This window comes from Kitasatospora sp. NPDC101235 (assembly GCF_044767505.1).
Classification (GTDB): Bacteria; Actinomycetota; Actinomycetes; order Streptomycetales; family Streptomycetaceae; genus Kitasatospora.
In genome coordinates, this window is sequence record NZ_JBIWNZ010000011.1 from 56,620 (window position 1) to 78,774 (window position 22,155).

The 22,155-nt window shown below is 73.2% G+C and carries 18 protein-coding genes; 9 read left to right on the forward strand and 9 right to left on the reverse strand.

The window, feature by feature from the left end:
• Nucleotides 1-338 precede the first annotated feature (338 nt).
• Entirely contained in the window at nucleotides 339-722 is a 384-nt protein-coding gene (locus tag ACIRRH_RS19720) for a MerR family transcriptional regulator (RefSeq protein ID WP_403068711.1), read from the forward strand.
• Between the two features lie 205 nt (nucleotides 723-927).
• Nucleotides 928-1,107 carry a hypothetical protein gene (locus tag ACIRRH_RS19725; RefSeq protein ID WP_224285234.1) on the forward strand — a complete coding sequence of 60 codons (180 nt, stop codon included), beginning with the start codon at nucleotides 928-930 and terminating at the stop codon, nucleotides 1,105-1,107.
• Between the two features lie 174 nt (nucleotides 1,108-1,281).
• On the opposite strand, the gene ACIRRH_RS19730 is transcribed toward ACIRRH_RS19725, so the two are convergent.
• Nucleotides 1,282-3,012 carry a DUF2398 family protein gene (locus tag ACIRRH_RS19730; RefSeq protein ID WP_403068714.1) on the reverse strand — a complete coding sequence of 577 codons (1,731 nt, stop codon included), beginning with the start codon at nucleotides 3,010-3,012 and terminating at the stop codon, nucleotides 1,282-1,284.
• A gap of 225 nt (nucleotides 3,013-3,237) precedes the next feature.
• Between ACIRRH_RS19730 and ACIRRH_RS19735 the strand changes: the two genes are divergently transcribed.
• Complete coding sequence (locus ACIRRH_RS19735) at nucleotides 3,238-3,957, forward strand: lysoplasmalogenase (RefSeq protein WP_403068717.1); 720 nt, start codon at nucleotides 3,238-3,240, stop codon at nucleotides 3,955-3,957.
• 90 nt (nucleotides 3,958-4,047) lie between these two features.
• On the opposite strand, the gene ACIRRH_RS19740 is transcribed toward ACIRRH_RS19735, so the two are convergent.
• The 7 genes from ACIRRH_RS19740 to ACIRRH_RS19770 form a co-directional block, all read right to left on the reverse strand.
• A complete protein-coding gene (locus tag ACIRRH_RS19740; protein ID WP_403068720.1) occupies nucleotides 4,048-4,638 on the reverse strand; it encodes a hypothetical protein in 591 nt (196 codons plus the stop codon).
• Between the two features lie 177 nt (nucleotides 4,639-4,815).
• The gene (locus ACIRRH_RS19745) at nucleotides 4,816-5,619 is read right to left on the reverse strand and encodes an exodeoxyribonuclease III (protein ID WP_224284536.1); all 804 of its coding nucleotides are present in this window, start codon (nucleotides 5,617-5,619) and stop codon (nucleotides 4,816-4,818) included.
• Between the two features lie 102 nt (nucleotides 5,620-5,721).
• Nucleotides 5,722-7,512, reverse strand: a complete 1,791-nt coding sequence (gene ggt, locus ACIRRH_RS19750) for a gamma-glutamyltransferase (RefSeq protein WP_403068723.1) — start codon at nucleotides 7,510-7,512, stop codon at nucleotides 5,722-5,724.
• A gap of 214 nt (nucleotides 7,513-7,726) precedes the next feature.
• Nucleotides 7,727-8,833, reverse strand: coding sequence for an ROK family glucokinase (locus ACIRRH_RS19755; protein ID WP_403068726.1), 1,107 nt, complete (start codon nucleotides 8,831-8,833; stop codon nucleotides 7,727-7,729).
• A complete protein-coding gene (locus ACIRRH_RS19760) occupies nucleotides 8,830-9,690 on the reverse strand; it encodes an ATP-binding cassette domain-containing protein (RefSeq protein WP_403068728.1) in 861 nt (286 codons plus the stop codon). The genes ACIRRH_RS19755 and ACIRRH_RS19760 overlap by 4 nt, the downstream gene beginning before the upstream one ends.
• A gap of 130 nt (nucleotides 9,691-9,820) precedes the next feature.
• Nucleotides 9,821-10,867 carry an ABC transporter permease gene (locus tag ACIRRH_RS19765; RefSeq protein ID WP_403068731.1) on the reverse strand — a complete coding sequence of 349 codons (1,047 nt, stop codon included), beginning with the start codon at nucleotides 10,865-10,867 and terminating at the stop codon, nucleotides 9,821-9,823.
• Entirely contained in the window at nucleotides 10,864-11,877 is a 1,014-nt protein-coding gene (locus ACIRRH_RS19770) for a sugar ABC transporter substrate-binding protein (RefSeq protein WP_403069180.1), read from the reverse strand. The genes ACIRRH_RS19765 and ACIRRH_RS19770 overlap by 4 nt, the downstream gene beginning before the upstream one ends.
• Before the next feature lie 317 nt (nucleotides 11,878-12,194).
• Between ACIRRH_RS19770 and ACIRRH_RS19775 the strand changes: the two genes are divergently transcribed.
• Nucleotides 12,195-13,322 carry an alpha/beta hydrolase gene (locus tag ACIRRH_RS19775; protein WP_403068734.1) on the forward strand — a complete coding sequence of 376 codons (1,128 nt, stop codon included), beginning with the start codon at nucleotides 12,195-12,197 and terminating at the stop codon, nucleotides 13,320-13,322.
• An 84-nt stretch (nucleotides 13,323-13,406) separates the two neighbouring features.
• Here the strand turns inward: ACIRRH_RS19775 and ACIRRH_RS19780 are convergent, their stop codons facing one another.
• Nucleotides 13,407-15,014: a PucR family transcriptional regulator gene (locus ACIRRH_RS19780; RefSeq protein ID WP_403068737.1), complete on the reverse strand. Its 1,608-nt coding sequence runs from the start codon at nucleotides 15,012-15,014 to the stop codon at nucleotides 13,407-13,409.
• 298 nt (nucleotides 15,015-15,312) lie between these two features.
• On the opposite strand from ACIRRH_RS19780, the gene ACIRRH_RS19785 reads away from it, so the two are divergent.
• From ACIRRH_RS19785 to ACIRRH_RS19805, 5 genes are all read left to right on the forward strand, one after another.
• Complete coding sequence (locus tag ACIRRH_RS19785; protein ID WP_403068739.1) at nucleotides 15,313-16,200, forward strand: FAD binding domain-containing protein; 888 nt, start codon at nucleotides 15,313-15,315, stop codon at nucleotides 16,198-16,200.
• Nucleotides 16,197-16,685 carry a (2Fe-2S)-binding protein gene (locus tag ACIRRH_RS19790; RefSeq protein ID WP_403068741.1) on the forward strand — a complete coding sequence of 163 codons (489 nt, stop codon included), beginning with the start codon at nucleotides 16,197-16,199 and terminating at the stop codon, nucleotides 16,683-16,685. The genes ACIRRH_RS19785 and ACIRRH_RS19790 overlap by 4 nt, the downstream gene beginning before the upstream one ends.
• Before the next feature lie 23 nt (nucleotides 16,686-16,708).
• Nucleotides 16,709-19,060, forward strand: a complete 2,352-nt coding sequence (pucD, locus tag ACIRRH_RS19795; RefSeq protein WP_403069182.1) for a xanthine dehydrogenase subunit D — start codon at nucleotides 16,709-16,711, stop codon at nucleotides 19,058-19,060.
• A 297-nt stretch (nucleotides 19,061-19,357) separates the two neighbouring features.
• The gene (locus tag ACIRRH_RS19800) at nucleotides 19,358-20,839 is read left to right on the forward strand and encodes an NCS2 family permease (RefSeq protein WP_403068743.1); all 1,482 of its coding nucleotides are present in this window, start codon (nucleotides 19,358-19,360) and stop codon (nucleotides 20,837-20,839) included.
• A gap of 115 nt (nucleotides 20,840-20,954) precedes the next feature.
• Nucleotides 20,955-22,151, forward strand: coding sequence for an XdhC family protein (locus tag ACIRRH_RS19805; RefSeq protein WP_403068746.1), 1,197 nt, complete (start codon nucleotides 20,955-20,957; stop codon nucleotides 22,149-22,151).
• Nucleotides 22,152-22,155 lie beyond the last annotated feature (4 nt).

Genomic DNA, 22,155 nt, shown 5'->3' on the forward strand with positions numbered 1-22,155 from the left:
TCCGCTCCCCGGCTCGGCCTTCTCACCGGTGTGAACTCCTACCGTTCCCGCTGCCGGCGAAACCCGGCCGGCGGAGGAGCCACCCGTATCAGTCACCCCACTCGCCCGGATCGTCCAGGGCTCGGGCCCGGAGCTGCCGCCCGCCCACGGCGCCGGTGGCAGCGCCGGCAGTTCCGGCCGGCGGCCGAAGGCGCCCCCGGCGCGCCTGGCCGAACTCACCAGCGAGCACCGTGCCGGTGGCCGAGGCGCTGCCCGAACTACGCGACGTGTTGCCGGAGTTCCTCACGAGCCGAGCGCCCATCGGGAACACCCCGGCGGGCGGCGGCGTTCGCCCGGTCATGCGCATCGGAGAACTCTCCCGCCTGACCGGGGTGTCCACCCGTCTGCTCCGCTACTACGAGGAGCAGGGCCTGCTCCGGCCGGACCGCACCGCGGCCGGCTACCGCGAGTACGGCGAGGAGCACTTCGTGCGGGTGTGTCAGATCCGCAGCCTGCTCGCGGCCGGCCTGAGCACCCGGATCATCGCCGTGCTGCTGCCCTGCGCCACCGGTCCCGTCCCCGTCCTGGAGGCCTGTCCGCAGCTGCTCGCGACCCTGCGCGACGAACTCGCCGACCTGGACTCCCGGATCGAGGACCTCACCCGCAGCCGCCGGGCGCTCTCCCACTACCTCGCCACCGCGCACGACTCCGGGCACGACTACGGCGAGGAGCACGCGGCCTGACGGGACCCGGCCGCCGCCCCCACCCGCCGCACAGCCTGCGGGACGCCGCCCGGGCCACCGTGGGCGAGGCGGACACGCGCCCCTGACCAGCGCATACGCCCCGTCCGGCGACGGGTGGACGTACGCGGCCAACCGACGCCCAACCCCCGTCCGGACTTCACCCGCGCGTACCGACCGTTCACACCGCCCTGGAAACCTTCCTGTCATGAACGCCAGCCCTCAGGCGCCCTACCAGGAACCGCGCTTCCCCCTGCCCCAACGGCACCGCCGGCTGCTCGCCGTCACCGCCGTCCTCGCCTCCATCGCCCTCGGCACCCTGGGAGTCGGCGCCACCGTGGAAACCGTCGAACACGGCCCCGTCGCCAGCGCCTCCGCCAGCAAGTAACACCCGCCCCACCCAGCACCGCGGTCCCCACCCCGGACCCGGTGCTTCTTGCTTCCCGCCCTGGGCGGCGGGCCGGGCACCGCCCGCTCGCACGGGCGCCCGCGTTCTCGACACGGGTGAGCGGCCCCCGCTCCGCGCGTCGACCGGACCGCCCGGCACGCGGCACGGCTCCGGCTACGCCCGCTGCTCCGTGCGGGGGCCGGCCGGGGGCGGGATCAGCGGGCCGGGGCGGGAGTGGCGGCCCCGGCCGGGGGTGGGCTGGAGGTCGGGGGCCGGGGCGTAGCGGGCGGCCGGCGGGCGCAGGCGCCAGGCCGGGGGGCGGGTGGGATGGGGGGTGGGGGCGATCAGGGCCAGGCGGTGGAGCAGGTCGAGGGCGTCGCGCCGCAGGGCGGTGCGGTCGGAGAGGTAGCGGGCGGGCAGGCCGTACTCGTCCGCGATGTCGCCGAGGACGCCGTCTATCAGCGCGTCCGGGATCGGAACGTCGCCGGCCACCGTCTCGCCGGGCAGCGGGCGGACCTCCTCGACCAGGCGCTCGACCAGCAGCAGGGCGGCCTGGGCGAGGGTGCCGGCGCCGGGCAGGGCGAGGTCGGTGAGTTCGGCGGCCGGGTCGAGCAGGGCGACGCCCTCGGCCCGCAGTTCGGCCTCCAGGCCGAGGAACTCGGCGAGCGCAGCCGGCCCGCTGAGCCGGTGCTCCTGCAGCCAGGCGCGGTGCTCCTCGGGGAGGTCGACGGCCAGGACGGCGGGCGTCTCGGCGAGCAGGCGGCGGACGGCGGTGGCGGGCTCGGCCTCGGCGGCGCGGCGGATCAGGTCCGCGGCGTCGTCGGCGAGGGCGGGCGGGCCGGCCGGGACGGCACGCGCGAGTTCGCGGTCCACGGTCAGCACGAAGGAGTCGTCGGCCGGGTCCGGCAGCTCGCCGAGTACCTGCCAGCCGGCCAGCGCGGCCAGCGCCATGGCGAGGTCGGCCGGTTCGGCGGCGAGTTCGGGAGCGGCGGCACCCATCGCGTCCAGCAGCCGCCGGTAGCCCAGCTCCTCCGGGGCGTCGACCAACAGGGCCAGCGCGAGGGCGAGTTGGGCGTACCCGCCCGGGGTGAACGGCTCACCCGTGATGGGGTGTTCGAGGCGGCGGGCGGCGCCGGGGCCGAGGCCGGCCTTGCAGAGCCGGGCGTGCCAGGGACCGACCACGAGGCGGTAGCCGAGCAGGGCGTCGAAGCGCTCGGCGAGCCAGTCGCGGTGACGGCGGATCAGCGGGAAGCCGTCGGCGTGCGGACCGGAGGCGGTGACCAGCGGATGGGCGAGCAACAGCCGTGCGGCGATCCGGCGTTCGGCGGCCGGGAGCTCCTCGCCCGAACGCCCCTGTGCGACCACGGGAAGCGGCGTCACCCGCGTGCGTTCGGGCCTGCGGTGCCGGCCCGGCCCGCCCGGCTTGGCACCTGACCGGACGACGGGCAGCGCGGCGTCGTCGCGCCGGGCGCGGCGCAGGCCGCTCTCGGTGCGGTCCTCACGGGGGCGTACGGGCGTGGCGGCGTGCGCGGTGGGGCCGTGCCACCAGCTGACGCCGGGATCGGCGGCGGGTTCGGCGGTGGCGCCGAGGTGGCGCGCCGGGTAGAGGCCGAAGGAGGCGGTGCAGAGGTCGTCGGCGGTGCCGGGGGCGGCGACGGCGAACCAGTGGGCCAGGCGCAGCAGCCCCGGGTCGGGCGAGAGCATCACGTCGACGGCCGGACGGTCCGGCACCTGCGAGTCGTCAGCACCACTCCCCGCAGCCGCCCCGGGTTTCCTGTCAGCGGGACCGGCTCCGCGTACGGCGAGGACGGCGGCGGCGGTTCCCCGCCCTGCCCCGCCCTTACGTCCGTCCGGCCTGCCGGCGGCCACCCGGGTGGCGCCGACCGCGTAGTCCTGCTGATCCATGTCGGGGTCCAGACTAGACGGTGCCCGGGTCACCCGAGGGCAGCAACCGCCCTCCTGAGGAACTCTCCGCAAGAGCCCTCGAAGCGGGCGCCCGCGCTCCGCCGGCCGGCCACCCCGTCATCCGCCGCGCCCCACCGGGGTTACGCACCGGTAACCCGCCCTTCCGCCGCCGGTTCGACTCCTCTAGGGTCGGTCCGAAGCAGCAGATCACCGAGAGGCGCACGCATGACTGTCCGTACCACCGCCCGCGCCGGCCTCGGGGCGCGGGTGCGCTCGGCGACCGCCCTGCTGGGCGGCTTCGCGGCCACCTCGGCGGCGCACCTGGGCGCGATCGCCTCCGGGGCCTCGGTGCTCCAGAACGCCACCAAGCCGGCCCTGATGCCGCTGCTGGCCGCGCACAGCGTGGCGGCGGCCAGGAAGGCCGGGCGGGAGGCGCCGAAGCTGCTGGCGCCGGCGCTGCTGCTGAGCGCGGGCGGGGACGTGCTGCTCCAGCTGAAGAACGACCCCGCGTTCCTCGCGGGCATGGGCTCCTTCGCGGCGGCGCACGTCTGCTACGTCACGATGTTCGTCAAGCGCGGCGCGCTCACCGACCGCCGCCGGGCCCTGGTCGTCGCGGCCGCGTACGCAACGGCCTGGGTGGCCCTGGTCGGGCAGCTCTGGCCGGACCTCGGGGACCTGCGGGTCCCGGTGGCCGGCTACAGCCTGCTGCTCGCCTCGACGGCCGTCACCTCGGCCGGGCTGGGCTGGCGGACCGGGCTGGGCGGGGCACTGTTCCTGCTCTCCGACACGCTGATCGCCACCCAGCTGGCGAAGTGGCGGGAACTGCCGGGCCATCAGTTCTGGATCATGGCGACCTACGTGCTGGCCCAGTACCTGCTGGCCGACGGCACCCTCCGGCACCAGGACCGGTTCCACCACGAGGGCGCCGAGCCGCGGACCGCCTGACACACCGCCGCGCCGCCGGTCCCGTCGACGGTCCCGTCGGATTCCAGCGGCATGGCACAGGGCGCACAGGGGCGCACGGGGGCGAGGCCGTCAGGCACCGCGCCTCCGCAGCAGCCAGAAGCCGCCGACGCCGCCCACGACCAGCGCGAGGCCGCCGGCCAGCTCCGCCGGGCTCGCCGCGACCGAGCCGCCGAGGCCGGTCTGCACGGAGCCGTGCGGGGCGACCTGCCGGCTGCCGACGCCGGACTGCCCGAGCGAGCCGGCCCACTCCCCCGCGGCCTCGCCCCACTCGCCGAGGCTCTTGTCGGAGCTCTTGCCGAGGCTCCCGCCGGAGGTGCCGGCGACCGTGACGGCGGCGGCGAACGCGCCGCCGTCCGGGCAGGTGCCGTCGACCTTGCTGTCCCCGGCCTGCCGGCCGGCCAGCCGGGCGGAGCCGCTGTGCTTGCCGTCGGGGCCCAGGGTGAGGGTCGCCGGACCACCCTCGAAGGCGTCGGAGCGCGCGGTGATGGTCTTGGCCTCGGGCTTGTCCGACTTCTCGCACGAGACCGTGACCGTCACGGTCTGACCCGGTGCGGCACGGGACGGGCTGACCGAGGCCGCACCCTCCCTGGCGGATGCGAGGGGGGCCGTCAGACCGGTCAGCGCCGTCGCGCCGATCAGGGCGGCGGCTGCCGTACGCATGGGGCGCATGCCGGAACCTCCGGGATTCTCGGGCGCAGCCAGGGACTCCCATGTCCACGTGGTCGATCAACTGCGCCCGGTCATTCACCGACCGTAGGAACCCGCCCCGTGCTCGGCCAGCGCTCAGGACCGTTCGGGTTACGGCTCGTCACCCAGCGTGATGCCCGCCCGTGCGGCTCACAGGTCGAGGTCCACCACGACCGGCGCGTGGTCCGAGGTGCCCTTGCCCTTGCGGGCCTCGCGGTCCACGTAGCTGTCGGTGACGGCGTCGGCGAAGGGCTTGTTGGCGTAGGTGAGGTCGATCCGCATGCCCCGGTTCTTGGGGAAGGCCAGCTGGCGGTAGTCCCAGTAGGTGTAGGGACGGTCGTACTTGAGCGGGCGGGGCAGCACGTCCTGGAGGCCGATCTCGCCGAGGGCCGTCAGGGCGGCGCGCTCGACCGGGGTGACGTGGGTGAGGCCCTCGAAGGCGGCGGCGTCGAAGACGTCCTCGTCGGTCGGGGCGATGTTGAAGTCTCCGAGGACGGCGAACGGGCGGGAGCCGGCAGCGTCCTCAGTGGCGGCCTTGCGCAGCGCCTCCAGCCACTCCAGCTTGTACTGGTAGTGCGCGTGGCCGACCTCGCGGCCGTTGGGCACGTAGACCGACCAGACCCGGACCGGGCCGCAGGTGGCGGCGATGGCGCGCGGCTCGACCTCGGGCAGCAGGGCGCCGTCGGCGAGGTAGCCGGGCTGGCCGGGCAGGCCGCGCACGACGTCGTCCAGGCCGAGCCGGGAGACGATCGCGACGCCGTTCCAGCGGCCGTTGCCGTGCGCGGCCGTCTCGTAGCCGAGCTCGCGGACCGCCTCGTACGGGAAGGCGTCGGCCGCGCACTTGAGCTCCTGGAGGCAGAGCACGTCGGGCTTCGCGCTCTCCAACCACTCCAGGAGCTTGGGCAGCCGCGCGGTGACGGAGTTGATGTTCCAGGTGGCGATGCGGACGGTCACGGCGGGCGGCCTTCCCGGTGGTTCGGTACGGACGGGGTGGGCCGCCCCTCGCGAGGGGGACCCACCCCGAACATACCGCCCGGCACTGACAGGCCGTCCCGATCAGCGCGCGGGCCGGACCACCGCGGCCGAGCCGCCGCCACGCCGCACCGGTTCGGCGGCGGCCACCCAGCGCCCGTCCGGCAGCCGTTCCACACCGGTGGCGGCACCTATCTCGCCGCCGTTGACGAAGCTGTGCCCGATGCCCTCCAGTGCAGCCCGCTCGGGCAGTGCCAGGAAGGCGGGCTCGGCCTGGGTCGAGGCGCTGTTGCGCTGGCTGGCGCGCGGCGCGGCGATCGCCTGCTCCAGGCTCAGGCCCCGGTCGAGCCGCCCGAGCAGCACCTGGAGGGTGGTGGTGATGATGGTCGCGCCGCCGGGGCTGCCGGTGGCGAGCAGCGGTTCGCCGTCGCGCAGCACGATCGTCGGGGACATCGAGGAGCGCGGCCGTTTGCCCGGGCCCACCAGGTTGGGGTCGGGGACTCCGGGGGCGAGCGGGGTGAAGTCGAAGTCGGTCAGCTCGTTGTTGAGCAGGAAGCCCCGGCCGGGGACGGTGATGCCGCTGCCGCCGGTCTGCTCGATGCTGAGCGTGTAGGAGACGATGTTGCCCCAGCGGTCGGCGACCGTCAGGTGGGTGGTGTTGGGGCCCTCGTACGGCTCGGCGACGGCCTGGCCGGTGTCGGCGCAGGGAACCGGGTGACGCGGGTCGCCGGGGGCGAGCGGGCTGGTGAGCGCGCGGTCCGGGCTGATCAGGCAGGCCCGGGAGGCGGCGTAGCGCTCGGAGAGCAGCTGCCTGGTGGGGACGTCGCTGAAGGCCGGGTCGCCGACCCAGCGGTTGCGGTCGGCGAAGGAGATCCGGGAGGCCTCCAGGAAGTGGTGGTAGTACTGCGCGCTGCTGTACGTCGAGACGTCGCCGCCGTCCTCCAGGATGTTGAGCGCCTCGCCGACGGTGGTGCCGCCGGAGCTGGAGGGGGCCATCGTGTAGACGTCGTAGGCGCCGTGCGAGACGTGGGTGGGCGCCTGGTCACGGACCCGGTAGGCGGCGAGGTCGGTGGTGTCGACCTTGCCGGGGCGGGCGTTGCGGCCGGAGGCCGGGTCGACCGGCGGGTGCTGCACGGTGTTGACGATGTCCCCGGCCAACTCGCCCTGGTAGAACGCCTTGACGCCGTCCTTGGCGAGCAGCCGGTAGGTGGCGGCGAGGTCGGGGTTGCGCAGCACGCTGCCGACCTCGGGGGGCTTGCCGTTCGGCAGGTAGAGCCCGGCGGTGGCCGGGAAGTCCTTGAACCGGGCGTAGTTGTCGGCGGTCTGGGTGCGGAAGGTGCCGTCCACGACGAAGCCGTTGTCGGCGATCCGCTCGGCCGGTTCGAGGTTCTGGGCGAGCGAGCGGGTGCCCCAGTGGCGCAACGCGGCGTCCCAGGTGGCGGGGGTTCCGGGGACGCCGACGGACAGGCCGCTGGTGACGGCGTCGGCGAAGGCCAGCGGTTTGCCGCCCTCCAGGAACAGACCGGTGTCGGCGGTGCGGCCGGCGGTCTCGCGGCCGTCGATGGTGTGCACCCGGCCGGTGGCGTGGTCGTAGTAGACGAAGTACCCGCCGCCGCCGATGCCGGAGGAGTACGGCTCGGTGACCCCGAGGGCCGCGGCGGCGGCGACGGCCGCGTCCACCGCGTTGCCGCCCTTGCGCAGCACCTCGATCCCGGCGGCGGTGGCGTCGGCGTCGACGGTGGCCACCGCCCCGCCCCAGCCCACCGCCTCCGGCACCTTCGACGGCGGGGCCGCGGCGCCGGCCGGCCCGACGCCGGACCAGACCAGGGCGGTGGTGAGTAACAGCGACGGCGCGAGACGGGTCCGAGCCCTCATCCGAGTCCTCCTGAGTCGACGTCAACTCATCAGTTGTTCCACAGGAGTCATCATCCGACAACCACACCGTGCTGCTACCAATGGGTAGTTGACGGGGCGGCAGGGTGCACGGGCACAGCAGACAGCCGACAGATTTCAGATAACAGAAAACGAAATCTGTTATCTGAAATCTGTCGGCTGAACCCTGTCCGCTGAAATCTGTCCGCCGGCGCCGCTACAACGCGCTGCGCTCCACCCGCCGTCGCTTGATCGTCCGGAAGCGCCGCGCCACCTGCCGGGCGAGGTCGGCGGCGCCGACGAGGCCGGCCTCGTTGCCGAGGGCGGCGTGCACGATGGTGGCCTCCGGGCGGAAGCCGCGCCCGGTGAGGGTGCGGCGGAAGGTGTCCCGGGCCGGCCCGAGCAACAGGTCGCCCGCCTCCGAGACCCCACCGCCGATCACGAAGCGGCCCGGGTCCAGCGCGGCGGCCAGGTTGGCGATGCCGACGCCGAGCCAGGTGCCGACCTCGTAGAGCAGCTCGGTCGCGGTCGGGTCGCCGTCCTGGGCGGCCTCGGTGACCAGCGGGCCGGTGATGCCCTCGACCGCGCCGCCCGCCCGGGCCAGCAGCGGCTGCACCACCGGGGACTCCTCGGCGACCAGCTCGCGCGCGTCGCGCACCAGCGCGTTGCCGGAGGAGTACTGCTCCCAGCAGCCGCGGTTGCCGCACGGACAGCGGTGGCCGCCGGGCAGCACCTGCATGTGCCCGAACTCGCCCGCCAGACCGTACTTGCCACGGTCCACGTAGCCGTCCCGGACCACCGCCCCGCCGATGCCGGTGCCCAGGGTGAGCATCACCATGTGGTCCTCACCGCGCCCGGCGCCGAAACGCCACTCGGCCCAGGCGGCCGCGTTGGCGTCGTTCTCCACGATCACCGGGAACCGCAGCCGCTCGCTGAGTGCCTGCTGGAGCGGCTCGTTGCGCCAGTTGAGGTGCGGGGCGAACAACACGTTGGAGCGGTCGGCGTCGACCCAGCCGGCCGCGCCGATCCCGACGGCGTGGACGTCGTGCCGGTCGGCGAGCTGGAGCACCAGCTCGACGATGACGTCCTCGACCACCTTGGGGCTCTTGCTCTTGTGCGGCGTGTCCGTACGCAGCTTCTCCAGCACCTTGCCCTCACCGTCCACCACCCCGGCGACCACCTTGGTGCCGCCGATGTCGATGCCGATGGTGGGCAGTCGCAGTATCCCGGCGGGCAGGGCGCGGCGGCGGCGCTCGGCGCGCGGGCCGAGGCCGAGCAGGGTGGGCAGGACGGGCGGGCGGGTGCTGCCCTGGGAGCTGGTCACGGCTGCGGACGCTCCTCACGGGGGTCGGAACCACTGGGGTCGGAAACGGAGGGGTCGGAAACGGAGGGCCGGGCCAGCTCGTGCGAGAGCTCGGCGAGGTCGGAGCCGCCGGCCATCTCGGTGGTGAGCTGTTCGAGGCTGATCTCGGCACGCGGGTGGCTGCCCGCCATCCGGCCCCGCTTGAGCAGGGTGAAGTGGTCGCCGACCAGGTACGCGTGGTGCGGGTTGTGGGTGATCAGCACGACCCCGAGCCCGGCGTCGCGGGCGGCGGTGACGTACTTGAGCACCACCCCGGACTGCTTGACGCCGAGCGCGGCCGTGGGCTCGTCCAGGATCAGCACCTTGGCGCCGAAGTGCACCGCGCGGGCGATCGCCACGCACTGGCGCTGCCCGCCGGAGAGGGTGCCGATCGGCCGGTCGACGTCGTGCAGGTCGATGCCCATCCGGGCGAGCGCCTCACGCGTGGTGGCGCGCATCCCGTCGGCGTCCAGCCGCAGGCCGCCCCAACGGCGCATGCCCTGCTCGGAGCCGAGGAAAAAGTTGCGCCAGACCGGCATCAGCGGGACGACCGCGAGGTCCTGGTAGACGGTGGCGATGCCGCGGTCGAGGGCCTGGCGCGGGGAGTCGAGGCGGACCTCCTCGCCCTCCACGGTGTAGCGGCCCTCGTCGTGCTGGTGCAGCCCCGCGATGATCTTGATCAGGGTGGACTTGCCGGCCCCGTTGTCACCGAGCACGCAGCTGATCTCGCCGGCCCGCAGGGTCAGCGAGACGTCCTGGAGCGCCCGGACGGTGCCGTAGCTCTTGCCGACGCCGTCGAGGGAGAGCAGTTCGTCGCCGGTCGGAACCCCGGTACTCATGCGCCCACCTCGCTCCGCCCGGCAGGGGCGTCCGCCCACGCGCACCTCTTCATGATTCCCTTCCAGCCTCCGACCTGGGGGCACCTCCCGGCCGCCAGGCTGGGGGCGGGTACCCCCGTGCTCCGCTCGCTCATCGCGGCCCCCGTTCGGCCCGGCGCTTGACGTAGGCGTTCAGCAGCGCGGCCAGCAGCAGCATCGCGCCGAGGAAGAACTTGAACCAGTCCGGGTTCCACTGGGCGTAGATGATCCCCTTGCTGGCCATGCCGAAGATCAGCGCGCCGAGCGCGGAACCGACCACCGAGCCGTAGCCGCCGGTGATCAGACAGCCACCGATGACGGCCGCGACGATGTAGATCAGCTCGTTGCCGACGCCCTCGCCGGACTGCACGGTGTCGAAGGAGAACAGCAGGTGCTGGCCGAGCACCCAGGCGCCGAAGCCGACTCCCAGGTAGAGCACGGTCTTGGTCCGGGCGACCGGCACGCCGACCGCGCGGGCCGCGGCCGCGTCGCCGCCGACCGCGAAGATCCAGTTGCCGAAGCGGGTGCGCAGCAGCACCCAGCTGCCGACCACGAGCAGGCCGAGCCACCACCAGACGGTGGCCTTGATCGCCAGCCCGCCGACGGTCACCTCGGAGGCGAACAGCCAGCGGCAGGAGGCGAAGCCCTCCATGTCGGAGATCGGCTTGGTGGAGACGGTGCCGGAGATCGCCTTGGTGACGCCCAGGTTCGCGCCGGTCAGCATCAGGAAGGTGCCGAGCGTGACGATGAAGCTGGGCAGCCTGGTGCGGCCGAGCATCCAGCCGTTGAACCAGCCGACGGCCAGCGTCGTCGCCAGCGAGACCAGCACGCCGACCCAGGTCACCGCGGTGAACTGGTACGAGACCATCGAGGAGGTCAGCGCGGCGGTGGTGACCAGCACGCCGGCCGAGAGGTCGAACTCGCCGCCGATCATCAGCAGCGAGACCGGCACCGCCATGATCCCGATGGTGGAGGCCGCGTACAGCACGGTGCCCAGCGAGGAGACCCGCAGGAAGGGTTCGGCGAGCACGGCGAAGACCACGAAGACCGCGACGGCGGCGATCAGCGAGCCCAGCTCGGGGCGGGCGAGAAGCCGCCGCAGGGCCGCCGGGCGCCCGTCGACCAGGCCGTCCTGGGCGAGGAGGTCGGGGGTGCTCACCTGGTCCCCCTCGCGACGTACTCGGCGAGCGCGTCGGCGTTGTCCTTGGTCAGGATCTGCGGGCCGGTCTCGACAGGCTTGCCGCCGCCGAGCATGTTCAGGTTGTACTTGTACAGCCAGAGCAGGTCGACGCCGGTGTAGCCCTGGAGGTAGGGCTGCTGGTCGACGGCGAATCCGACGCTGCCGGACTTGAGCCCGGACACCACCTGCGTGCCCAGGTCGAAGGTGTCCAGCTCGACGCTGCGGTGGGAGTCCTGGACGGCCTGGAGGCCGGTGGCGGCCATCGGGCCGGAGAGGGTGAGCACGGTGTCGATGGCCGGGTCGGCCTGGAGCTTGGCGGAGATCGCGGCGCGGGCGTCGGGCATGTCGACGCCGTTGACGTAGAGCACCTGGAAGGAGCCGCCGGCCTTGGCCCGGACGCCGGAGCAGCGCTGCTCCTGGCCGACGTTGCCCTGCTCGTGGATCACGCAGAGCACGTTCTTGCGGCCGCGCGAGGCCAGCTCGGTGCCGGCCGCCTGACCGGCGGTGGCCTCGTCCTGGCCGATGTGGGTGAGCGCGCCGAACTTCTGCGAGTACTCCTGGCCGGAGTTGATGGTGATCACGGGGATGCCGGCGGCCTTGGCCTTGCCGAGGACGTCCGCCATGGCGTCGCCCTTGGCGAGGGTGACCAGCAGGCCGTCGACCTTCTGGTCGATGGCGGCCTGGACGAGCTGGACCTGGTTCTGGGTCTGCGCGTCGTTGGAGTACAGGAAGGTGATGTTGTCCTTGGCGGCGGCCTGCTCGGCGCCCTTGCGCACAGTGTCCCAGAAGGCGTCGCCGGCTCCGGCGTGGGTCACCATGGCGACCTTCCAGCGCGGGGTGGTGACGGCGCTGCCGCCGGTGGCCGCGGCCTTGGCGCGGGCCTCCTCGGCGCGTCTGCCTCCGGTACTGCTGCAACCGGCCGCGGTGACCGCGAGTGCCAGGAGGGCACACACGGGCCAGAAGCGGCGGGACGGGCGAAAGCGGGTGATGCTCATCCCCATAGTCTCCCTGCCCCGGTCGCGCGGGATCGCACCGCCTCGCCCAGCAGCGCGCACGGCCTGGGAGGTAAGGTGCCCCGGGGGACCGTTCCTGGTAGTTCGCTGGGCAGCCCGTCCGGACGGCGTCCGTCCGGGTGGCAGACTAGGCGCCGATCCGAAGTGGGTTCATCGCGAGAACGTGATGTTCCTCTCAGGTTCCGCACAGAATCGGACGGCAACCGATCACCGGTCCATCGCCGTCCAATGCCATTGACGTGCGTTCGGGCGAGTGGGGCCCGGGCGGCGTGCGACCCGGATACGAGAACTCGATGGAACTGACAGGTACGCCATTCTTCCTCCTCACCGTCATCCTGGTGCCGGTGTCCATCGCGGTGGCGCTGCTGTTCTGGGGGAAGGTCGGCGGCCCGCAGCCGGTTCGCTATCTCACCCGGATCATCATGATCATGTTCTGTCAGGTCACGGCCGTCCTGATGGTCTTCGTGATGGTCAACAACGCCAACCTGATCTACGGCAACTGGGACGACCTGCTGGGCACCGGCGACCACGTCCGCGCGGTGCCCAAGGTGGCGCCGATCGACCCGGCCGCCGTTCCGGGCCAGAGCAATGACGCCGCCAAGGAGCCGCCGAAGGTCAAGCAGAGCTTCGGCGGCGTGAACGACCCGCTCGTCCCGGGCGACGTGCAGAAGACCGAACTCAAGGGACAGGTGTCCGGGGTCGACGGCGAGGTGCTGGTCTGGCTGCCGCCGCAGTACAACGACCCGGCGTTCAAGGACAAGAAGTTCCCCGTGGTCGAGCTGATCCCGGGCTACCCCGGCTCCTCCTCCACCTGGTACGGCACCCTCAAGGTCTCCGAGCAGCTCAAGCCGCTGATGCAGCAGGGCAAGGTCGCGCCGTTCATCCTGGTCTCGCCCCGCACCAAGCTGCTGAACAACCAGGACGCGGGCTGCACCGACATCCCCGGCAAGGTCAACGCCGACGCCTGGGTCACCCGCGACGTCCCGCAGATGGTGCTGGACAACTTCCGCGCCGACCCGTCCGCGGACCGCTGGGCGATCGCCGGCTACTCGGCCGGCGCGCACTGCGCGGCCAAGCTGTCGCTGTCCCACCCCAACCGGTACCGGGCCGCCATCGCGATGTCCGGCTACAACGACCCGGCCCGGGAGCCGGACTCCCTGGTCGGCAAGGACGCCAAGCTGCGCGAGGCCAACAACCCGGTCAACATCCTGAAGGCCGCCCCGCAGCCGCCGAAGGTCGCCCTGCTGGTCAGCGGCTCCAAGGGCGACGGCTACGAGGACGGCGAGGCGATCCGCACCGCCGCCAAGGCCCCGACCACCGTCCAGGTCGAGGAGGGCTCCGGCCCGCACACCACCGAGCAGTGGAAGAAGATGGTCCCGGGCGCCTTCGAGTGGCTGACCTCGGTGATCCCGGTGCAGTAGCGGACCGGCAGTAGCGGACCGTACGACGAGGGCCCGCCGCGACCAGTGGTCGCGGCGGGCCCTCCCGCGTGTCGGGGCGTGCCGTCAGGCCAGTTCCAGCGCCAGGTAGAAGTCCACCCGGTCCTCCAGCCGGGAGAGGTCACGTCCGGTCAGCTCCTCGATCCGGCCGATCCGGTACCGCAGGGTGTTCACGTGGACGTGCAGCTGCGCGGCGCAGCGGGTCCAGGAGCCGTCCGAACGCAGGAAGGCCTCCAGGGTGCGGACCAGGTCCGCCTGGTGCTCGATGTCGTACGCGATCACCTTGTCCAGCAGCCGGCTGCGGAAGGCGCGGCGCACCTCGTCCGGGACGGCGGCCAGCAGCAGCACGTGCGAGGCGAGTTCCTCAGGGCCCGCGACGCAGACCCGGCCGACCCGGGAGGCCGCGATCCGGCGGGCGTGCCGGGCCTCCTCCACTGCGCCGCGCAGGCCGCCGGCCTCGGAGGCGGGGGCGGAGACCCCGAGGGTGATCCGGCCCTCCGAGCCGAGCCCGGCCTCCAGCGGGGCGAGCAGTTCGCGCAGGGTGTCGGCGGGCACCGGGCCCTCCAGGGCGGGCAGCACCACCACCGCGCCGAGGCCCGTCCCGGCGACCAGCGCGCGGTCGGTGACACCGCCGAGCGCCTCCTCCAGCACCGCCCGTACGGTGCCCTCCGGCAGGCCGGTGCCCTCGGCGCTGAGCACCAGCCAGGAGCCCTCCTCCGCCCGGGACTTGGGCTCGGGGATCTCGTAGCGGGCGGCCATCGCCGAGGAGGCGTACAGGGTGCGGCTGATCTCGGCCGGGTCGGCGTCGCGGCGCAGCAGGGCGAGCACCTCGTCGGCGAGCCGGCGACGCAACCGGCGGCCCTCGTCGCGGCGGTGGCGCTCGGCGGCGACCAGCCGGGCCAGGTTCTCGGCGAGCTGCTGGCGCTTGGTGGTCCACTCGGTGACGTCGCCGGCCACCGCGAGCATCCAGTCGGCCAGCGCGCAGTCGGCCTGCGGCTCGCCCTGCTCGGCGGAGGCCGGGGCGGGCAGCAGCGAGTAGGAGCTGGCCGCCAGCCGGACCCGGTGCGGGGGGCGGCGGCGCTGGCGCTGGGCGGCGAGGTGGGCGCGGACCAGCTGGTCGCGGTCGTGGACGGAGAGCCGGTCCGCAGGGCCGGCGATCACCGCGCCGGTCGGGGTGAGCACCCAGCAGTCCAGGTCGAGGTCGCCGCCGAGCAGGTCCAGCACCGCGTCCAGTCCGCCGCCGCCGGCCGCCGAGACCAGCAGGCGGTGCCGGTCGACCAGGGCGGCGAGGTCGGCCGCGCGATCGGCGGAGACCTGGCGGCCGATGAACTCGGTCACGGTGCCGAAGGCGATGTCGTCGGGGACGGCGAGCAGCGGCATCCGGTGCCGGCGACAGGCCTCGACCAGGTCCTCGGGCACCGGGCCGACCTCGGCCTCGCCGGCGGCCAGGGCCACCGCGCCGCCGGCCGCGAGGGTGCGGACGAAGCGCTCGGAGTCGGCCGGGACGGTGCGCCAGAGCATGCCGGTGAGCACCAGTTCGCCGCCGTGCAGGTAGCGGCCCGGGTCCTGGAGGTCCGTCGTCATCACACCGCCGACCTGCCGGTCCAGCTCTTCCTCGGCCGCGAGCAGGCGCAGTCGCGGGGCGCCGGGGGCGAGCAGGTCACGGACGCGCATCCGCGGACTCCTTAACGGGGCTGGGGGGAGGGATGAAGGGGTAACGATAGGGCCTGGCCGAACGGGTGTGCGCCCGGGCCCGTAGCCCGCGCGTCACGGCCGGATTACGGTCGTAGGTAGCACCCGGTGAACACCTGGGCTGCGAGATTCTCCTCCTTAGAGGAACGTACAGGATGCCGGGCGGGCTCACAGCCGGGGCTTCATGCCATCGGTGACTGCCAGTGGGACGCGTCACAGCGGTTCACTGGGCGACACGCCGCCGGACACCCGGCGGGCGACGACTTGAGGAGACACCCGCATGGAGTTTCTTCGGCCCGCCACCTGGGACGAGGCGCTCGCGGCGAAGGCCGAGTACCCGACCGCACTGCCCGTCTCGGGCGGCACGGACGTCATGGTCGAACTGAACTTCGACGTGCACCGGCCATCCGCGATTCTCGACCTGAACCGCATCGCCGAACTCGCCGAATGGTCGAACGACGGCAGCGTCGTCAGGCTCGGCGCCGCGGTCCCGTACGCCCGGATCATCGCGGAGCTGTCCGCTCCGCTGCCCGGGCTCGCGCTGGCGGCCCGCACCGTCGGCTCGCCGCAGATCCGCAACCGCGGCAGCGTCGGCGGCAACCTCGGGGCGGCCTCCCCGGCCGGCGACTCGCACCCGGCGCTGCTGGCGGCCGGGCGGGACGTGTTCGTCGAGGCGGTCTCGGTGCGCGGCACCCGGCTGATTCCGATCGACGACTTCTACGTCGGGGTGAAGCGCAACAGCCTGGAGGCCGACGAGCTGATCCGGACCGTGCACATCCCGGTCGCGGACGGACCGCAGCAGTTCTCGAAGATCGGCACCCGCAACGCCATGGTGATCGCGGTCTGCGCGTTCGGCTTCGCCCTGCACCCCCGGAACGGAACCGTCGGCACCGGTATCGGTTCGGCCGCCCCCACGCCGCGGCGCGCCGTCGAGGCCGAGGAGTACCTCCAGGGCGTGCTCGCCGAGCGCGGCCTGTGGGAGTCCGGGGAGCTGCTGGGCACCGAGGTGGTCCAGCGCTTCGGCGAGCTGGTGAAGGCCGCGGCCTCGCCGATCGACGACGTCCGGGGCACCGCCGACTACCGCCGGCACGCGCTCGCCGTGATGGCCCGCCGCACCCTCACCTGGACCTGGACCGACTACGGCAAGCAGATCAGGAGCGCGGCATGAGGGTCACTTTCACCGCCAACGGCAAGCCGGTCGAGGCCGACGACGTGTGGGAGGGCGAGAGCCTGCTGTACGTGCTGCGCGAGCGGGTCGGCCTGCCGGGCTCGAAGAACGCCTGCGAGCAGGGCGAGTGCGGCTCCTGCACGGTCTACCTGGACGGCGTCCCGGTCTGCTCCTGCCTGGTCGCGGCCGGCCAGGTGCAGGACCGCGAGGTGCGCACGGTCGAGGGCCTGAGCACGGAGGACGGCGAACTGGGCCTGGTCCAGCAGGCGTTCGTCGACGCCGGCGCCGTCCAGTGCGGCTTCTGCACCCCCGGCCTGCTGGTGCAGACCGACGCGCTGCTGGAGGACGACCCGCAGCCGAGCGACGACGACATCCGCGAGGCGCTGTCCGGCAACCTGTGCCGCTGCACCGGCTACGAGAAGATCATGGACGCGGTGCGGCTGGCTTCGGCCCGCAAGTGCGCGGGGAAGGCCGGTGCGGCGTGAACGAGCGGACCATCCAGCGGACCATCCAGGGGCAGAAGAACCTCCAGAACATCAACCAGGCGTCCAAGGACGGCATCGGCGGCTCGCCGCTGCGCCCGGACGGCAACCTGAAGGTCCGGGGCGAGTTCGCCTACTCCTCCGACCTGTGGCACGAGGACATGCTCTGGGGCACGGCGCTGCGCTCGCCGCACCCCCGGGCGAACATCCTCTCGGTGGACATCTCCGAGGCGCTCAAGGTGCCCGGGGTGCACGCGGTGCTGACGCACGAGGACATCCCCGGTTCCAAGTACTACGGCCTGGAGATCCAGGACCAGCCGGCCCTGGCCATCGACAGGATCCGGTACCACGGCGAGGCGATCGCGCTGGTGGCCGCCGACCATCCGGAGACGGCCCGCCGCGCGGTGAAGAAGATCGCGGTCGAGTACGAGGTGCTCACCCCGATCGTCACCGAGGAGCAGTGCCTCGACCCGGAGACGTACGGGTACGTGCACGAGCCGCACGAGTACAAGTCCCATGCGCACGGCAACATCTGCCACGAGCAGAAGCTCGTCTCCGGCCTGGGCGTGACCGACGAGGTGCGGGCGCTGGCGGACGTGATCGTCAGCGGCGACTACGAGGTCGGCATGCAGGACCAGGCCTTCCTCGGCCCGGAGTCCGGCCTCGCGGTGCCCGCCGAGGACGGCGGCATCGACCTCTACATCGCCACCCAGTGGCTGCACGTCGACCGCCAGCAGATGGCGCCGGTGCTCGACCTGCCGGAGGAGAAGATCCGGCTCACCCTGGCCGGCGTCGGCGGCGCGTTCGGCGGTCGCGAGGACCTGTCGATGCAGATCCACGCCTGCCTGCTGGCCCTGCACACCGGCAAGCCGGTCAAGATCGTCTACTCCCGGGACGAGTCCTTCTTCGGCCACGTGCACCGCCACCCGGCACGGATGCACTACGAGCACGGCGCGACCCGGGACGGCAGGCTGGTCTTCGCCGACTGCCGGATCGTCCTGGACGGTGGTGCGTACGCCTCCGCCTCCCCCGCCGTGGTCGGCAACGCGGCCTCGCTCGGGCACGGCCCGTACGTGATCCCGAACGTGCGGATGCACGCCATCGCGCTGTACAGCAACAACCCGTCCTGCGGGGCGATGCGCGGCTTCGGCGCGGTGCAGGCGGCGTTCGGCTACGAGTCGCAGATGGACAAGCTGGCCGCCGAACTGGGCATGGACCCGGTGGAGTTGCGGCAGCTCAACGCGATGTCCGAGGGCGACTTCATGCCCACCGGACAGCAGATCGACTCGCCCGCGCCGGTGGCCGAACTGCTCCGGCGGGCCAAGGAGATGCCGCTGCCGCCGCCGCTGGACACCGAGCACCCGGACCTGCGCCGGCTGCCCGGCGCGCTGTCCAACACCTCGCACGGCGAGGGGATCGTGCGCGGCGTGGGTTACTCGGTCGGCATCAAGAACGTCGGCTTCTCCGAGGGCTTCGACGACTACTCCACCGCCCGGGTGCGGCTGGAGGTGATCGGCGGCGAGCCGGTCGCCATGGTGCACACCGCGATGGCCGAGGTCGGCCAGGGCGGCGTCACCGTGCACGCCCAGATCGCCCGCACCGAGCTGGGCGTCGAGCAGGTCACCATCCATCCGGCCAACACCGAGGTGGGGTCGGCCGGTTCGACCTCCGCCTCGCGCCAGACGTACATGACCGGCGGCGCGGTGAAGCTGGCCGCCGAGGCGGTGCGCCGGGAGCTGCTCGACAGGGGCCGTCGGCGCTACGGCTGGACCCACGACGACCTGGCGCTGGCCGGCGGCAAGGTGGTCTCGAAGAGCGCCGGGGTGCTGGTCTCCATGGCCGACCTGCTCGGCGACGAGGCCGTCGACCTCACCCGCGAGCACCACCACCGGCCCACCCAGCCCTTCGACAAGGAGACCGGTCAGGGCTTCGGCCACGTCCAGTACAGCTTCTGCGCCAACCGTGCGGTGGTGGACGTGGACGTGGAGCTCGGCCTGGTCAAGGTGGTCGAGCTCACCGCCGTCCAGGACGTCGGCAAGGCGCTCAACCCGCTCTCCGTGGTCGGCCAGATCCAGGGCGGCTGCACCCAGGCACTGGGCCTCGCGGTGATGGAGGAGATCATCGTGCGGGACGGCAAGGTGCGCAACGCCTCCTTCACCGACTACCTGATCCCCACCATCCTGGACACCCCGCCGATCCCGGTGGAGGTGCTCGAACTGCCCGACCCCAACGCGCCGTACGGGCTGCGCGGGGCCGGCGAGGCGCCGACCGTCTCGGCGACGCCGTCCATCGTGGCCGCCATCCGCAACGCCACCGGGCTGGCGCTCAACCGGATCCCGGTCCGGCCGGAGCACCTGACCACCGAACGGCCGGGCTGACGACCGAACGGCCGGCCTGAGCGCCGAACGTCCGGGAACAGCCTGCCCGTTGGCATTTCCCCGGGGTGGTGACCGTCTTCCCCGCCGCCCCGGGGCACCCCCACCCCCATCCCCACCTCCGCTGCCCTGCCCGCGCCGGGGTTCGCAGCGGTGCGCACCACGCTCGGATGCACCGCCGGCACTCCCCTCGTCTCGCGAGTGCCCCCAGTGAGTCGATACGTCCCCCTACGCCGCTTCGTTGACCGGCAGTCAGGTCGGCTCGCCCACCCCAACCCCCTTTGACACTTGGGAGTGGACATGCCCAGGATCCCCACGGAGCCCGGCACCACCGAAGACAGAACCGCCGAGGACGACACCCACCCGTCGCCCCCGGCACCACGCCCCACCGGCGCACTGGACGCCTACTTCAGGATCTCGGCCCGGGGATCGACCCTCGCCGGCGAACTGCGCGGTGGACTCACCACCTTCATGGCGATGGCGTACATCATCCTGCTCAACCCGCTCATCCTGAGCGGCGCGGACGTCACCGGCGTCAAGCTGGACCACGCCGCGCTGACCACCGCCACCGCGCTGGCCGCCGCCGTCACCACCGTCCTGATGGGCCTGGTCGGCAATGTGCCGCTCGCCCTCGCCGCCGGGCTCTCGGTCTCCGGCGCGGTCTCCGCGCTGGTCGTCCCGCACACCACCTGGCCCCAGGCCATGGGCCTGTGCGTGATCTACGGCCTGCTGATCGTGCTGCTGGTGGTCTCCGGACTGCGCGAGAGGATCATGAACGGCATCCCGCTGCCGCTCAAGCACGCCATCACCATCGGCATCGGCCTGTTCGTCACGGTGATCGGCCTCTACAAGGCCGGGTTCATGCACACCGGCGGTCCCACCCCGCTCTCGCTCGGCCCGACCGGCGAGCTGGCCGGCTGGCCGGTGCTGGTCTTCTGCGTCACCCTGCTGACGATCTTCGTGCTGATGGCGCGCGGTGTCCGCGGAGCGATCCTGATCGGCATCGCCGGCGGCACCGTGCTCGCGATGATCGTCAACAAGGCCGCCCACGTACCGGCCGAGGCCTGGAAGAACTCGGTGCCGGTCTGGCCCGGCGGCCCGGTCTCCGCGCCCGACTTCAGCCTGTTCGGCGACGTCGACCTGTTCGGCGCGTTCGGTGGCCGCGGCATGGGCGCGATCAGCGCCTCGGTCGCGGTGTTCACCCTGGTGCTGGCCGGCTTCTTCGACGCGATGGCCACCATCATCGGCGTCGGCACCGAGGCCGGACTGGCCGACCGGCAGGGCCGGATGCCCGGGCTGTCCAAGGCGCTGTTCATCGACGGCGCGGGCGGCGCGGTCGGCGGCCTGGCGGGCGCCTCCGGGCAGACCGTCTTCGTCGAGTCCGCCACCGGCGTCGGCGACGGCGCCCGCACCGGGCTCGCCTCCACCGTCACCGGCGCCCTGTTCGCGCTGATGCTGTTCTTCTCGCCGATCGCCGGGATCGTCCCGGTCGAGGTGGCCTCGGCCGCCCTGGTGGTGATCGGCTCGATGATGATGAGCCAGGCCCGGCACATCGACTGGTCCGACCGGGAGGTGGCCATCCCGGCCTTCCTCACCTGCGCGCTGATGCCGTTCACGTACAGCATCACCGCGGGCGTCGCGGCCGGCGTCATCTCGTACACCGCCATCAAGGCCGGGCTGGGGCGCCCGCGCGAGCCCGGGCCGCTGATGTGGATCCTCACCGCGGTGTTCGTGGTGTACTTCGCGATCACCCCGATCAAGTCCTGGCTGGGCGTGCACTAGCCGTCCGCGCCGCCGGCCGGGCGCCGCCGCACTGGGCACCACCGCCGCCGTACGGGATCGTTTCCCGTACGGCGGCGCCTCCCGCTACTGTCGAAACCGTGTAAGGAGCCTCCCCATGCAGGACATCGCCGAGCAGCTGCGGGCCTGGCACGCGTCCGGGCGCTCCTTCGCCGTGGCCACCGTGGTCGGCGTCTGCGGCAGCGCTCCGCGCGACCCCGGGGCGGCGCTGGCCGTGGACGCGGACGGCGAGGCGGTCGGCAGCATCTCCGGCGGATGCGTCGAGGGCGCGGTGTACGAGCTGTGCCAGGCCGCGATCGCGAGCGGCCGGCCGGTGCTGGAACGCTTCGGGTACAGCGACGAGGACGCCTTCGCGGTGGGTCTGACCTGCGGCGGCGTCCTGGACGTGTTCGTCCAGCCGGTGGTACCGGGGGCCGACGCCGGGCTGGACGCCGGGATCGCGCACATCACGGCCGGCACGCCGGTGGCGCTGGCGCGGGTGATCGCCGGGCCGGGCGGGCTGGTCGGGGCCACGCTGGCGGTCACCGCCGACGGCGTCGCCGGCGCGCTCTCGCCGACGCCCTCGACGGTCGGCGGGCTGGAGCGGGCGATCGTCGCGGAGGCCCGGGCGATGCTGGAGGCCGGACGCACCGGCCGGCTCGTGCTCGGCCTGGACGGACGCCCCTGCGACGAGCACCGGCAGGGCACCGTCACCTGCTTCGTCGAGTCGTACGTGCCCGCGCCGAGGATGCTGGTGTTCGGGGCGATCGACTTCGCGGCCGCGGTGGTGCGGATCGGAAAGTTCCTGGGCTACCACGTGACCGTCTGCGACGCCCGGCCCGTCTTCGCCACCGCCCGCCGCTTCCCCGAGGCCGACGAGGTGGCGGTCGACTGGCCGCACCGCTACCTGGACTCCCAGCTCGGCCGGATCGACGGGCGGACCGTGCTCTGCGTACTCACCCACGACGCCAAGTTCGACATCCCGCTGCTGGAACGCGCCCTGCGGCTGCCGGTCGGCTACGTCGGCGCGATGGGCTCGCGCCGCACCCACCGGGACCGCGCGGCCCGGCTGCGTGAGGCGGGGCTCACCGAGGCCGAACTGGCCCGGCTGCGCTCCCCGATCGGCCTGGACCTCGGCTCGCGCACCCCGGAGGAGACGGCGGTCTCGGTCGCCGCCGAGATCATCGCCCACCGGCGCGGCGGCAGCTGCCTGCCGCTGAGCGCCTCGGACGGGCCGATCCACCACGACGTGTCGCGCACGGCGACGGAGGGTGACGCCGCGGGCGGCCCGACGCAGCGTACCCACGCGGCCTGAGCCG

Excerpts from the sequence above, each read along its gene's own strand:
- ACIRRH_RS19720 (WP_403068711.1), top strand. The coding sequence starts at position 339 with ATGCGCATCGGAGAACTCTCCCGCCTGACCGGGGTGTCCACCCGTCTG.
- ACIRRH_RS19725 (WP_224285234.1), top strand. The coding sequence starts at position 928 with ATGAACGCCAGCCCTCAGGCGCCCTACCAGGAACCGCGCTTCCCCCTG.
- ACIRRH_RS19730 (WP_403068714.1), bottom strand. The coding sequence starts at position 3,012 with ATGGATCAGCAGGACTACGCGGTCGGCGCCACCCGGGTGGCCGCCGGC.
- ACIRRH_RS19735 (WP_403068717.1), top strand. The coding sequence starts at position 3,238 with ATGACTGTCCGTACCACCGCCCGCGCCGGCCTCGGGGCGCGGGTGCGC.
- ACIRRH_RS19740 (WP_403068720.1), bottom strand. The coding sequence starts at position 4,638 with ATGCGTACGGCAGCCGCCGCCCTGATCGGCGCGACGGCGCTGACCGGT.
- ggt (WP_403068723.1), bottom strand. The coding sequence starts at position 7,512 with ATGAGGGCTCGGACCCGTCTCGCGCCGTCGCTGTTACTCACCACCGCC.
- ACIRRH_RS19760 (WP_403068728.1), bottom strand. The coding sequence starts at position 9,690 with ATGAGTACCGGGGTTCCGACCGGCGACGAACTGCTCTCCCTCGACGGC.
- ACIRRH_RS19775 (WP_403068734.1), top strand. The coding sequence starts at position 12,195 with ATGGAACTGACAGGTACGCCATTCTTCCTCCTCACCGTCATCCTGGTG.
- ACIRRH_RS19780 (WP_403068737.1), bottom strand. The coding sequence starts at position 15,014 with ATGCGCGTCCGTGACCTGCTCGCCCCCGGCGCCCCGCGACTGCGCCTG.
- ACIRRH_RS19785 (WP_403068739.1), top strand. The coding sequence starts at position 15,313 with ATGGAGTTTCTTCGGCCCGCCACCTGGGACGAGGCGCTCGCGGCGAAG.
- ACIRRH_RS19790 (WP_403068741.1), top strand. The coding sequence starts at position 16,197 with ATGAGGGTCACTTTCACCGCCAACGGCAAGCCGGTCGAGGCCGACGAC.
- ACIRRH_RS19800 (WP_403068743.1), top strand. The coding sequence starts at position 19,358 with ATGCCCAGGATCCCCACGGAGCCCGGCACCACCGAAGACAGAACCGCC.
- ACIRRH_RS19805 (WP_403068746.1), top strand. The coding sequence starts at position 20,955 with ATGCAGGACATCGCCGAGCAGCTGCGGGCCTGGCACGCGTCCGGGCGC.